Source organism: Micrococcus sp. TCR-5, from assembly GCF_052220525.1.
Classification (GTDB): Bacteria; Actinomycetota; Actinomycetes; order Actinomycetales; family Micrococcaceae; genus Micrococcus; species Micrococcus luteus.
Window position 1 is genome coordinate 24,006 of the sequence record NZ_JBQPDO010000004.1, and the last position, 12,225, is coordinate 36,230.

Sequence of the window (12,225 nt, forward strand, 5' to 3'; positions counted from 1 at the left end):
AGGAGCCCCCCATGACCGAACCCACCGGCGTGAGCGCGCGCCGCGGCCCCCTGCGGGCCGGCCAGCGCGTGCAGATCAAGGACGCGAAGGGCCGCCTCAACACGATCACCCTGCTGCCCGGCGGGGAGTTCCACAGCTACCAGGGCGTGCTGCGGCACGACGACCTGATCGGCGGCTTCGAGGGCGTCGTGGTCGAGAACTCGGCCGGCCAGCCGTACCAGGTGCTGCGCCCCCTGCTGAACGACTTCGTCCTGTCCATGCCCCGCGGCGCCACGGTGGTCTACCCGAAGGACGCGGCGCAGATCGTGCAGCAGGCGGACATCTTCCCGGGCGCCGTCGTGGTCGAGGCCGGCGTGGGCTCCGGCGCCCTGTCCATGTCCCTGCTGCGCGCCGTGGGCGACCACGGGCGCCTGCACTCCTACGAGCGCCGCCCGGAGTTCGCGGACGTCGCCCGGGCCAATGTGGAGGCCTTCTTCGGCGCCGAGCACCCCGCCTGGTCGGTGCACCTCGGCGACGCGCAGGAGGAGATGCCCAAGGTCCACGAGCCGGGCTCCGTGGACCGGGTGGTCCTGGACATGCTGGCCCCCTGGGAATGCCTCGACGCCGTCGCCGAGGTCCTGGCCCCCGGCGGTGTGTGGCTGAACTACGTGGCCACCGCCACCCAGCTCTCCCGCGTGGCCGAGGCCATCCGGGACTCGGGCCGCTTCACGCAGGTCGAGGCCAACGAGACCCTCGTGCGCGGCTGGCACCTGGACGGGCTCGCCGTGCGCCCCGACCACCGCATGGTCGCGCACACCGGCTTCCTCCTCACGGCCCGCCGCCTGGCCTCGGGCGAGGAGGCGCTGCGCCTGAAGAAGCGCTCCAAGGTCTCCGAGTTCAGAGCCGAGGACGTCGAGGCCTGGCAGCCGGCCGACGAGGCCCGGTGGACGCCCGAGGCCCTCGGCGAACGGCCGATCACAGACAAGAAGGCGCGCAAGGCGGCGAAGGAGGCCCGCCTCATGGCCGCGCGGTCACGCGCCGCCGAGCAGGGCGTGGACGCGTACGGTGGGAGGACCCCGACCGGGGAGCAGGACTGAGTGGACGGAGCACCGGTGGACCACCACGCGCAATCAGGCACGGAGCACGCCGAGCAGCGCCTCGCCGAGGCACGGGAGCTGCTGCGGCAATCCCAGGCCGAGGCCGAACGGCTGCGGCACCAGCTGCAGTCCGCCCAGCGGCACGCCGCCGGCCTGAGCGAACGCCGTCGGGCCGCCGAGGCCCAGACGCAGACGGCCGCCCGCAACAACCGGCGCATGGTCGAGCTGCTCGAGGCCACGCGCGCCGAGATCACGACGCTCAAGGAGAACCTGGACGCCGTCACGCATCCGCCGTTCACCTTCGCCACCCTCGAGGCCGTCCATGCCCCGCGCGAGCCCGAGGAGGGCGTGGAGACCGGCGCCGTGGTGCGCGGGGGAGCGGACGTCGTGCAGAACGGCCGGCGGCTGCGCGTGACGGTCTCCCCGCTGCTCGACGCCGCCCGCCTCACCCCCGGCGCCCAGGTGCTGCTGGACGAGTCCAGCTCGATCGTCGGCGTCGCCCCGGGCACGGGGTCGGGTCAGCTGCTGCGCGTCAAGGAGGCGCTGCCCGACGGCGGCCTCGTCCTGGCCGGCACGGCGGACGAGGAGCGCGTGGTGCGGCGCGCGCCCGCGCTGGAGGGCGTCGACCTGCGCCACGGGGACGCCGTCACCGTGGACGCCCGCGTCGAATGGGCGCTGCGGCGGGTCGAGCTGTCCGAGGTGGACGAGGTGCTGCTGGAAGAGGTCCCGGACGTCACATTCGAGGACATCGGCGGCCTCGGCCCGCAGATCGACCGGATCCGCGAGGCCGTCGAGATCCCGTTCCTGCACCCCGAGGTCTACCGCGAGCACGGCCTGCGCGCCCCCAAGGGGATCATGCTGTACGGCCCGCCCGGCACCGGCAAGACCATGCTCGCCAAGGCCGTGGCCAACGCCCTCTCGGCCCGCAGCGCGGACGGCGAGCGCTCGTTCTTCCTCAACGTCAAGGGACCCGAGCTGCTGAACAAGTACGTGGGCGAGACCGAGCGGCAGATCCGCGTCATCTTCGACCGGGCCCGCGAGAAGGCCGACGCCGGCTTCCCCGTGGTCATCTTCTTCGACGAGATGGAGTCGCTGTTCCGCACGCGCGGCTCCGGCGTCTCCTCGGACGTGGAGACCACGATCGTCCCGCAGCTGCTCACCGAGATCGACGGCGTCGAGGCCCTCGAGAACGTGATCGTCATCGGCGCCTCCAACCGCGAGGACATGATCGACCCGGCCGTGCTCCGCCCCGGCCGACTGGACGTGAAGATCCGCGTGGACCGTCCCGACGCCGACGGCGCCGCGGAGATCATGGCCAAGCACCTCACCGTAGACGTGCCCCTGCACGCCGACGACGTCGTCGCGGCCGGCTCCGCGGACGCGGCCCGCGCGACGCTCATCGCCCGGACGGTCGCCGCCCTCTACGACCGCGGCGCGGACACCGCGCTGGCGGAGCTGACGGACGTGTCCGGCACGACCCACGCCCTGCACCTGGCCGACCTCGTCTCGGGCGCCGTGGTGGCCGACGTCGTGGACCGCGCCAAGCGGCACGCGGTGCGCGACTACCTGGCCGCCGGCCAGGCCCCGGCCGCGCTCGGCGTCCGCGAGGGCCACCTGCGCGAGGCCGTGGCCGCGGTGCTGGAGGACCAGACGGACCTGCTGGCCACGGTCGCGCCTGCCGAGTGGGCGCGCACCTCCGGCTGGCGCGGTCCTCGGCTGCGCTCGCTGCGCATGGTCCGGGGGGTCGAGGCATGAGCGCGTTCGGCCGCGGGGCCGCGGACGGCTTCGCCCGGGCCGCCGCCGTCGACGTCGGCCCGACCCTCGCCTTCGAGGGCCAGCGCCGGCTGTTCCACGGCGCGGCGGTGCCCCCGAACGGGAGGGACGCCGCCGGCTGGGGCGTGCACCGCGTGATGGGCACGGAGACCGAGTTCGGCATCCACGCGCCGGCCAACCCGGGGGCGCACCACAGCGTGCTCTCGGTCGAGCTCGTGAACGCGTACGCGGACCTGGTCACCCGGTCCGGCTCGGCGGTGGCCGGCACGGAGTGGGACTACACGGGGGAGTCGCCGCTCGTGGACGCCCGCGGCTGGCGGCTGCCGCGTTCGGCGGCGCACCCCTCGCAGCTGACCGACGAGGCGCTCGTGGGCCCGGACGGGGAGCCCGTGCACCTGCTCCTGTCCACCGTGCTGGCCAACGGTGCGCGCTGGTACGTGGACCACGCCCACCCGGAGTACTCGTCGCCGGAGACGACCACCCCGCGGGACGCCATGGTGTGGGACGCCGCCGGGGACCTGGTCGCGCAGGCGGCGGCCGAGCACATCGGCCAGGCCGAGGGCGCCCCGGAGGTGCTGGTCTACAAGAACAACGTGGACGGCAAGGGCCAGTCCTACGGCGCGCACGAGAACTACCTCGTGGCCCGGTCCCTCGACTTCGAGGAGCTCACCGCCGTCCTGCTGCCGTTCTTCGCGGCGCGGCAGGTGCTCGTGGGCGCGGGCCGCGTGGGGCTCGGCCCGGCGGGGGAGCGGCCGGGCTTCCAGCTGTCGCAGCGGGCCGACTACTTCGAGGAGCCCGTGGGGCTGGAGACCACGATCCACCGGCCGATCGTCAACACGCGGGACGAGCCGCACGCCCGTCCCGAGGCCTACCGCCGGCTCCACGTGATCATCGGCGACGCGACGCTGAGCCAGCACGCCACGTGGCTGCGGATGGGCATGACCGCGCTCGTCCTCGCGATGGCCGAGGCCGGGACGGCGCCCCGGCTCACCCTGGACGACCCGGTGGCCGCGTTGCAGACGATCAGCCACGACCCGGGTCTGCGGGCCACGGTGCCGCTGCTCGAACGCACCGCGGACGGCCCCGTGCGCCGGCACTGGACCGGGCTGCAGATCCTGCGGTCCTACCTGGACGCGGCCCGCGCCCACTGCGCCGCCTTCGGGGTGACGGATCCGCAGACGCGCGAGGTGCTGGAGGCCTGGGCCATCGACCTCGACGACGCCACCGCGGATCCGCTGTCCCTGAGCGACCGCGCCGACTGGGCGGCCAAGCTGCGCGTCCTCGAGGGCCTGCGGGCCCGCACGGGCGCGGACTGGACCGACCCCCGCCTCGCGATGGTGGACCTGCAGTACGCCGACCTGCGCCCGGCCCGCTCCCTGCACCGCCGCCTCGTGGCCGCCGGCGCCCTCCGGACGCTCGCCGATGAGGCGGAGATCCGTGCCGCCGTCGCCACGCCGCCGCGGGCCACCCGCGCGTGGACCCGCGGCAACCTCGTGGGCCGCCACGGTGACCGCGTGGCCGGCGCCGCGTGGGAGACGCTGCTGCTGCGCGGGGCGGGGGAGCGGGTGCACCGGCTGCACCTGGCCGAGCCGCTGGTCGGCGCCGCCGTCGACCTGCCCGGCTGGTGGGAGGACGCCGCCGCGCCCCGGCCCGACGACGAGGCGCTCGTGGCCACGCTGGCGCCGCTGTTCGGCGCACGGGCCTGAGGCGGGGGCGGGCGCTCAGCCCGTGACGGCCGCGCGCACGCGGCCCAGCAGGGCGTCCGCCCGCGCGACGAGACGGTCCGCCCGGTCGACGTCGGTGCGCACGATGCCCTCCAGGCCCTCGTCGCGGAGGGGGCCCAGGTTGGTCTCGAGGGTGACCGCGGCGGCGGTGAGGCCGCCCCGGATGCAGCCGAGCGCCGCACCGACGTCGGAGAGCACGTTCGGGTTCGCCGCGTCCAGCACATGCTCGGCCAGGTCCAGTGCACGCTCGGCGGCGTGGACGATCCCGCGGGGTGGCCGGACGGCCTCGGACAGGGCGGCCTGGATCGCGGCCGAGCGCCGGGACCGGGCCTCCGGGGTGTCGCGGGGCAGCCCGAACGCCTCGGCCACGGCGCCGAAGCCCCGCTCGTCGCCGTCGGCGAGGCCGAGGCACGCCGCGATCAGGCCCTCCGATGACCGGGCGTCCTCCTCGGCCGCGCTGAACCGGGCCGCCATGGCCAGCAGTCCGGCGCCCTCGGCGACCGCCAGCGCGCCCGTCGCGCCGCCGCCGGGGGTGGGCTCGCCGGAGGCGAGGCGCCCCAGATAGCTCTCGATGCTCTCGTCGCGGATCATGCTCCCACGGTGCCAGACGGGGCCCGACCGCGGCCCGCTCTCAGGCGCGCTCCCAGGAGGCGACCGGCCCCGGGACGATCGTGAACAGCGGGTGCACGTCGGGGACGGGCGTGTCCGACCACCGTTCGAGCCAGGCGGGGCTGCGCGCGGCCAGCTTGGCGCACAGGTGACGCCACTCCAGGTCGCGCTCGCCCGTGGTGGCCGGGATCGGTGCGAGACCGGCGGGCGGGATGCGCACCGCGCCGTCGGGGGCGGGGCACGGTCGGTCGATCCGGGAGTGGTCGAATCGATAGCCGCGCGCCGTGGCCTCGGCCTCGATGCCGGAGAGGAACGCACCGATCGCGCCGGACGGGTCCGGGTGCTCCCGGAACCTCAGCAGCTGCGGGTGCTCCCGATACCCGCGCGTGCGGCCGGCCAGGACGGCCTGGGCGAGCAGGGCCTCGCGCCAGGCGCCCGTCAGGCCCTGGCGGTCGAGGTGGCGGGGGTGAAGGGTCCACAGGCGCATGCCCCCATCCTGCCAGCGTGGGGCAACCCGGGGACGTGGGGCTGAAACGTGGCCCGCGCGTGGGGCAGGATGGGTGGACGCGGACGGAGCACACCGACCCGCGTCGACGCACGAGGAGGCCACCATGTCCCAGGAGCAGATCCGCCCACGCCCGTCCGGCGGCGACGACGAGACCGGCGCCGCGGCGGGCCAGGCGCACGTGAAGCCCGCGGCCCAGGACCAGGGCCTGGACAGCCTGCTGGACGAGATCGACTCGGTGCTGGAGTCCAACGCCGAGGAGTTCGTCAAGGGCTTCGTCCAGAAGGGCGGCCAGTGACCGACGCGGACCGCGCCCGCCGGATCTTCGGGCTGGAGACGGAGTACGGCGTCCAGCATTGGAACCCGCAGGGGCGCCCGCTCAGCCCCGAAGAGGTCGTCCGCTACCTCTTCCGGCCCGTGGTCGAGTGGGGGCGGTCCTCGAACGTGTTCGTGTCCAACGGCTCCCGGCTCTATCTCGACGTCGGGTCCCACCCCGAGTACGCGACCGCCGAGTGCTCGACGCTCGACGAGCTCATCGCCTCGGACGGGGCGGGGGACCTGCTGCTGCACGACCTCGTGGTCCAGGCCGAGGAGCGCATGGCCGCGGACGGGGTCGGCGGCCGGATCCACCTCTACCGCAACAACGCCGACTCCTCGGGAAGTTCCTACGGCTCCCACGAGAACTACCTGCTGCGCCGGCGCACCGAGTACCGGCGGCTCACCGAGGCGCTCGTCCCGTTCCTCGTCTCCCGGCAGATCCTCGTGGGCGCGGGCCGCGTCGTGCCCGCCGGCACGTGGCCCGAGGGCGAGGGCCCGGCCCACTTCGCGTTCTCCCAGCGCGCCGACTTCGTGCAGGACGGCGTGTCCTCCTCCACCACACGGTCCCGGCCGATCATCAACACGCGGGACGAGCCGCACGCGGACGCCTCCGAGTACCGGCGCCTCCACGTGATCGTGGGGGACACGAACCTCTCCGAGCACACCCACCTGCTGCGCTTCGGCGCCACCGACCTGCTGCTGCGGATGATCGAGGCGGGCTTCCCGCTCGGGGACCGCGTCGTCGCCCACCCCACCCGTGCGGTGCGGCAGATCTCCCACGACCTCACCGGCACGGCCCGCATCGCGCTCCGGGAGGGGGAGGCCTCCGCCCTCGAGCTGCAGGAGCACTACCTCGAGCGGGCCCGCGCCTTCGTCGCCGCGGAGGGTGCCCACCACGACCGGGTGGGGGAGGTCCTCACCCTGTGGGGCGAGGTGCTCGACGCCGTCCGCACCGGTGACCGGTCCCGCATCGAGGATCGCATCGACTGGGCGATCAAGCTGCGCCTGCTGGAGGACTACCGGGCCCGCTACGACCTGGGCTGGGAGGCGCCCCGCCTCGCCCAGCTGGACCTGGCCTTCCACGACATCGACCCCGACCGGGGGCTGTTCCGCCTGCTGCTGCGGCGCGGCGCCGTCGCCCGCCTGCTGCCCGAGGACGCCGCCCGGTCCGCCGTCGAGACCGCCCCGCCCACCACCCGGGCCCGCGTGCGCGCGGACTTCGTGGCCCGCGCCCGGGAGCGCGGCCTGGACTACGCCGTCGACTGGACGACCCTGAAGCTCACGGACCATCCGCTGCACGCGATCGTGACGAAGGACCCGTTCGACACGTCGTCGGCCGCCGTCGACCGGCTGTTCGAGCGGATCGCCTGACAGCGCGCGTCCAGGACGCGCCGTTAGGGTGACCCGCATGAGTTCGTTCGAGACCCCCCAGCCCCCGACGGCCCGCCGCCGTCGCCGCCTGCTGCCGCTGCTGTCCCTCGGCGCCGCAGGCCTGATGCTGGCCACCGCCTGCGCCACCGGCGACGACGGCGCGGACCAGCCCCACAGCGACACCGCGTCGGCCTCCACGTCGGCCGCCCCCGAGCGGGCGGCCGTCGGCGAGGGCCAGGGGGAGCCGGACGCCCTGACGGGTGTCACCTTCACGGAGGGCGACGGCGGGGCGCCGACGGTCGAGATCGACGGGGAGATCGACACCGACCAGCCCACCACGCGCGTGCTGACCGCCGGCGAGGGGGAGCAGGTGCAGGAGGGCGACGTCCTGAAGATGTCGATCGCCGTCGTCGATCCGGCCAGCGGCGAGGTGGTCGCCGAGAACTTCAGCGGCGAACCGGAAGCCGTGCCCGTGGACGACCAGCTCAAGTCCATGAACCCGGAGATCCACGAGATGCTGGTGGGCAACGGCGCCGGCACGATCGTCGCCGCGTACAGCCCCGAGTACGACGTCTCCGTCCCGCAGACCGAGAGCGCGTCGCCGAGCGCCTCCCCCTCCACCCAGACGCAGCCCGCCCAGCTGTTCGTCTACAAGATCGACGCCATCCTGCCGAAGCAGGCCGAGGGCGAAGAGGTGACCGAGCGGGACGAGCGCCTGCCCGACGTCACCGTGGACGAGGAGAGCGGCCGGCCGAGCATCGCGAAGCCCGACGGCGAGGCGCCCCAGGAGCTGGTGGTCCAGCCCCTGATCGAGGGCGAGGGCCGCGAGGTCGGCGCGGACGACACCGTGACCGTGCAGTATGAGGGCGTGACGTGGTCCGACGGTGAGGTCTTCGACTCGTCCTGGGAGACGGGTCAGGCCATCACGTTCTCCCTCAACCAGGTCATCGAGGGCTGGAAGGAGGGTCTGGCCGGCCAGAAGGTGGGCTCGCGCGTCCTCCTGTCGATCCCGGCCGAGAAGGCCTACGGTGAGCAGGGCAGCCCGCCGGACATCGGCGAGAACGAGCCCCTGCTGTTCGTGGTGGACATCCTGGACGCCCAGGCGTCCGCCACCCCGTCGGCGAACTGACCCCGTCCACGAGAACCCAAGAGGAGAGCACCGTGTCCTTCGGACAGCGCGACTACGACCGCACCAAGCCCGAGATCGACTTCCCGGGCGAGACCCCGCCCACCGAGCTCGTGGTGGAGGACCTGATCGAGGGCTCCGGCCCGGCCGTCGAGGCCGGCTCCCGCGTGCAGGTCCACTACGTGGGCGTGGCCTGGTCCACCGGCGAGGAGTTCGACGCCTCGTGGAACCGCGGCACCCCGCTGCCCCTGACCGTCGGCGTCGGCCAGGTCATCGCCGGCTGGGACCAGGGCCTGCTCGGCATGAAGGTCGGCGGCCGCCGCCGCCTCGAGATCCCGCCGCACCTGGGCTACGGCGCCCGCGGCGCCGGCTCCGCGATCGGGCCGAACGAGACGCTCATCTTCGTCTGCGACCTCGTCTCGGTCGACTGACCCCGGGCCCCGTGACCCCACCCGCCCCGCGGCGCGCCGGCGACGAGGCCGCCGAGCGCATCATCTCGCTGCTGTGGCTGCTGCTCTCGGCACCGCACGGTCTCGAGCGTGACCGGATCCGACGGCAGGTCGTCGGCTATGAGGGGCTCACGGACGCCGCCTTCGAGAAGCTCTTCCAGCGGGACCGCCGCGTGCTGCGCGCCGTGGGGGTCCCGCTGGAGACGCTCGAACCCGCGGGCTTCGACGAGGGCGAGGCGGGGGTGCGGCACCGCGTCGTCCGCGATGCGCTGCTGCTGCGCGACCTCGACCTGACCGTGGACGAGCGCCGCGCCCTCGTGCGGGCGCGGCGCCTGTGGGGCGACTCGCCGCTGCGCGCCGACGTCGTCCGCGCCGTGGGCCTGCTGTTCCAGCCGGCCACCGACCTCACGGGCGACGACGAGCTGGCCGGGTACCACACCCTCATGCCCCGGGCCGACCCCCGGCTCGAGGCCCTCACCCAGGCCGTGGCCGACGAGGCCGTGCTGCGCTTCCCCTACCGCGACGCGCGGGGGCGGGCCACCCGGCGCACCGTGCGGGCCTGGTTCCTCACCCTCGTGCGCGGCCGCTGGTACCTCACCGGCTGGGACCTCGACCGCGGCGCCGAGCGCAGCTTCCGGCTCACCCGGATGGAGGGGGAGCCGCGCCGCGTCGAGCGGGCGACGGACGCCCCCGGCCGTCCCGAGGACCACGACCACGCCGGCCTCGTGGCGCGCCTGGCCGGGCAGGCCGACGCCGAGCGGGTCCGGGTGTGGCTCGCGCCCGGCCGGGGTCAGGGCGTCCGCGCGGTCGGTGAGCCCGCCGAGCCCCGGGTCGAGGACGGCGCCGCACCGGGGCCCGACTGGGAGCTCTGGGAGGCCCTCGCCGGACCGCGCGAGGACGGCCTCGCCGCGGAGATCGGCGGCCTGCTGGGCCGGGCCGTGCCCTCGGCCGCGCACCCGGACCTGACCGACCGCGTCCGCGCGGGCCTGGCCGCCGCGGCGGAGGCCCACGCCGGCCCCGCCGACCCGGCCCTGCTCGAGGTCCCGCTCGCCGCGCCCGTCCGGCGCCGCGCCCGCGACTCGAGCGAGGACCTCGTGGGCCGCCTGCTGGACATCGTGGGGCTGGCCAACCGGGCCGGTGGGGTGGACCGGGCGGAGCTGCGCGCGCGTCTCGGGGTCACCGACGAGCGCCTCGACGCCGACCTCGAGACGCTGCGCTACTGCGGCATGCCCGAGCGGGACTTCCCCGGCTTCCAGTTCGAGGTGGCGGAGGTGGCCGGCCGCGTCCACGTGGAGCGCGCCGCCGACCTGGCCGGTCCCGTGCGGCTGACGCGCCCCGAGGCGCACAGCCTCGTGGCCGCCCTGCAGACGGTCGCGGACCTGCCGGTGCTGGACGAGGCCGACCGCGAGGCCGCCCGCTCCGCTCAGCGCCGGATCCGCGCCGCGGTCCTGGACGCGGGGGCCCCGGATGCGGACGACGCGGACGACGCCGCCCTCCGGGAGGCCGAGGCGCACACCGCCGGCGGGCCCCCGGTCGCCGTCGCCGCCCACTGGGACGTGGCCGTGGACCCCGCGACGGTGCGCACCCTGCTGGCCGCCGTGGCGGAGCGGGCCGTCGTGCACCTGACCTACCGCTCCGTGCATGCCGATGCCCTCACCGAGCGGGACGTGGAGCCGCTGGCCCTGGTGCAGGACGGGGCGCGCCTCTACCTGCAGGCGTGGTGCCGTCGCGCCGAGGACCACCGGGTGTTCCGGGTGGACCGGATCAGCGCGCCCGCACCCACGGGGGAGACGTTCGCGCCCCGGGCTCGGCCCGCGCGCTGGCGGGTCCATCCCGACGACGCCGCGGGGGTGCCGGTGCTGCTGCGCTGGGCCCATCCCGTCCGCGACGCGGCCGCCGGCTACCGCCCGGATGCCCAGGCCGACCTGCCCGACGGCGACCGGCTCACCCGGGTGCATCTGACCGACGCCGGCGTGGCGGCCGCGCTGGTCGGACGCCACGGCGGCGCCGTCGAGGTGCTGGCCCCCGCCGACCTCCGGACGTCCGTGGCGGCCGCGCTGGGCGATGCCCTCGCGGCCCTGCCGGCGCGGTAGCCTGGACCCTGGAACCCCATCGAAAGGACCCTTCATCATGGCTGGACTCCAGGGCTGGCAGCTCGTCATCATCATCCTGCTTGCGATCCTGCTCTTCGCGGCGCCGAAGCTGCCCGCGATGGCCCGCAACCTCGGCCAGTCGATGCGCATCTTCTCCTCCGAGGTGAAGCAGATGCGCACCGAGGGCAAGGGCACCACGGACGAGCGCTCCGGCGCCGGCTCCAGCGCCGCGGACGAGCCGGTCGAGGGCCGCGTCGTCGAGCGTGACGAGACCGACCCGCGCGACCCGCGCTGAGCCGGAAGGACCCCCACCCGATGACCGAGGTCGACGAGGTCGCCCGCCGCACCCGGCGCCGCCGGAGGCGGCGGGACAACCCCACCGGCGAGATGCCGCTGCGCGAGCACCTCACGGAGCTGCGCAACCGACTGCTGAAGTCGGCGCTCGCCGTCGCGGTCGGCATGGTGGTCGGCTTCCTCGTCTACCAGCCGGTCATGGCGGAGCTGTTCCGCCCGGTCAAGCAGATCGCCAGCCAGGGACACACGGCGGCCGTCGCCTATGACACGGTGGCCTCGCCGTTCGACCTCATGCTCAAGGTCAGCATGTTCATCGGGCTCATCCTGTCCAGCCCGGTCTGGCTCTACCAGATTTGGGCATTCATCGTGCCGGGTCTGAAGAAGGCCGAGAAGAAGTACGCCCTGGGCTTCATCGCCGCGGCCGTGCCCCTGTTCATCTTCGGCATCGCGCTGGGGTGGCTCGTGATGCCGCAGGCCGTCCAGTTCTTCGTGGGCTTCACTCCCGAGGGCGGCGCGAACCTCCCGACGGCGTCGGTGTACATCAGCTTCGTCACGCGTCTCTACCTCGCGTTCGGCGTGGCCATGGTGCTGCCGGTGCTGCTGGTGGGACTGAACATGCTCGGCATCCTGCCGGGCCGCACGATCGTCCACCACTGGCGCATCACCGTCTTCGTGATCATGCTGATCGCCGCGATCGCCGCCCCCGGTGCGGACGCCATCTCCATGTTCTACATGGCGATCCCGCTCGTCGTCCTCTTCGGCGTGGCCATCGTCCTGTGTCTGTGGGGCGACCGGCGTCGCGACCGTCGGCAGGGCCAGCGCGAGATGGACGTCGAGGCGGAGCTCGCCGCAGGCCCGAAGCCGCTCGATCAGATCTGAGCGGCGCC

General features: G+C 74.7%; 12 protein-coding genes. 10 read left to right on the forward strand and 2 right to left on the reverse strand.

What is annotated here, in order from left to right:
* The first annotated feature begins 11 nt into the window (after positions 1 to 11).
* The 3 genes from ACTSKS_RS03575 to dop are packed head-to-tail and all read left to right on the forward strand — an operon-like array spanning position 12 to position 4,555.
* Entirely contained in the window at positions 12 to 1,076 is a 1,065-nt protein-coding gene (locus ACTSKS_RS03575; protein WP_020627227.1) for a tRNA (adenine-N1)-methyltransferase, read from the forward strand.
* On the forward strand, positions 1,077 to 2,831 hold the full coding sequence (gene arc / locus ACTSKS_RS03580) for a proteasome ATPase (RefSeq protein ID WP_098092775.1): 1,755 nt from the start codon (positions 1,077 to 1,079) through the stop codon (positions 2,829 to 2,831).
* Positions 2,828 to 4,555, forward strand: a complete 1,728-nt coding sequence (gene dop, locus ACTSKS_RS03585; RefSeq protein ID WP_442927297.1) for a depupylase/deamidase Dop — start codon at positions 2,828 to 2,830, stop codon at positions 4,553 to 4,555. The genes arc and dop overlap by 4 nt, the downstream gene beginning before the upstream one ends.
* A gap of 15 nt (positions 4,556 to 4,570) precedes the next feature.
* On the opposite strand, the gene ACTSKS_RS03590 is transcribed toward dop, so the two are convergent.
* Both ACTSKS_RS03590 and ACTSKS_RS03595 read right to left on the reverse strand, forming a co-directional pair.
* Positions 4,571 to 5,164 (reverse strand): cyclodeaminase/cyclohydrolase family protein, encoded by a 594-nt coding sequence (locus tag ACTSKS_RS03590; protein ID WP_317676460.1) that lies wholly within the window; start codon positions 5,162 to 5,164, stop codon positions 4,571 to 4,573.
* Between the two features lie 40 nt (positions 5,165 to 5,204).
* Entirely contained in the window at positions 5,205 to 5,669 is a 465-nt protein-coding gene (locus ACTSKS_RS03595; protein ID WP_317676459.1) for a pyrimidine dimer DNA glycosylase/endonuclease V, read from the reverse strand.
* A gap of 124 nt (positions 5,670 to 5,793) precedes the next feature.
* On the opposite strand from ACTSKS_RS03595, the gene ACTSKS_RS03600 reads away from it, so the two are divergent.
* From ACTSKS_RS03600 to tatC, 7 genes are read left to right on the forward strand one after another with little or no spacing between them, the layout of a single operon-like run.
* Complete coding sequence (locus ACTSKS_RS03600) at positions 5,794 to 5,985, forward strand: ubiquitin-like protein Pup (protein ID WP_017488237.1); 192 nt, start codon at positions 5,794 to 5,796, stop codon at positions 5,983 to 5,985.
* A complete protein-coding gene (gene pafA / locus ACTSKS_RS03605) occupies positions 5,982 to 7,376 on the forward strand; it encodes a Pup--protein ligase (protein WP_442927298.1) in 1,395 nt (464 codons plus the stop codon). Before ACTSKS_RS03600 ends, pafA begins: the two co-directional genes overlap by 4 nt.
* Positions 7,377 to 7,413: 37 nt before the next feature.
* Positions 7,414 to 8,505: an FKBP-type peptidyl-prolyl cis-trans isomerase gene (locus ACTSKS_RS03610; protein ID WP_041103792.1), complete on the forward strand. Its 1,092-nt coding sequence runs from the start codon at positions 7,414 to 7,416 to the stop codon at positions 8,503 to 8,505.
* A 32-nt stretch (positions 8,506 to 8,537) separates the two neighbouring features.
* Positions 8,538 to 8,933: an FKBP-type peptidyl-prolyl cis-trans isomerase gene (locus ACTSKS_RS03615; protein WP_010078659.1), complete on the forward strand. Its 396-nt coding sequence runs from the start codon at positions 8,538 to 8,540 to the stop codon at positions 8,931 to 8,933.
* Positions 8,934 to 8,944: 11 nt separating this feature from the next.
* Complete coding sequence (locus ACTSKS_RS03620; RefSeq protein WP_036384786.1) at positions 8,945 to 11,044, forward strand: helix-turn-helix transcriptional regulator; 2,100 nt, start codon at positions 8,945 to 8,947, stop codon at positions 11,042 to 11,044.
* Positions 11,045 to 11,081: 37 nt separating this feature from the next.
* Positions 11,082 to 11,339, forward strand: a complete 258-nt coding sequence (locus ACTSKS_RS03625) for a twin-arginine translocase TatA/TatE family subunit (protein ID WP_036384785.1) — start codon at positions 11,082 to 11,084, stop codon at positions 11,337 to 11,339.
* 20 nt (positions 11,340 to 11,359) lie between these two features.
* Positions 11,360 to 12,217, forward strand: a complete 858-nt coding sequence (gene tatC / locus ACTSKS_RS03630; RefSeq protein ID WP_036384783.1) for a twin-arginine translocase subunit TatC — start codon at positions 11,360 to 11,362, stop codon at positions 12,215 to 12,217.
* Positions 12,218 to 12,225 lie beyond the last annotated feature (8 nt).

Coding starts and splice junctions, on each gene's coding strand:
- ACTSKS_RS03575 (WP_020627227.1), top strand. CDS start 12: ATGACCGAACCCACCGGCGTGAGCGCGCGCCGCGGCCCCCTGCGGGCC.
- dop (WP_442927297.1), top strand. CDS start 2,828: ATGAGCGCGTTCGGCCGCGGGGCCGCGGACGGCTTCGCCCGGGCCGCC.
- ACTSKS_RS03590 (WP_317676460.1), bottom strand. CDS start 5,164: ATGATCCGCGACGAGAGCATCGAGAGCTATCTGGGGCGCCTCGCCTCC.
- ACTSKS_RS03595 (WP_317676459.1), bottom strand. CDS start 5,669: ATGCGCCTGTGGACCCTTCACCCCCGCCACCTCGACCGCCAGGGCCTG.
- ACTSKS_RS03600 (WP_017488237.1), top strand. CDS start 5,794: ATGTCCCAGGAGCAGATCCGCCCACGCCCGTCCGGCGGCGACGACGAG.
- ACTSKS_RS03610 (WP_041103792.1), top strand. CDS start 7,414: ATGAGTTCGTTCGAGACCCCCCAGCCCCCGACGGCCCGCCGCCGTCGC.
- ACTSKS_RS03625 (WP_036384785.1), top strand. CDS start 11,082: ATGGCTGGACTCCAGGGCTGGCAGCTCGTCATCATCATCCTGCTTGCG.
- tatC (WP_036384783.1), top strand. CDS start 11,360: ATGACCGAGGTCGACGAGGTCGCCCGCCGCACCCGGCGCCGCCGGAGG.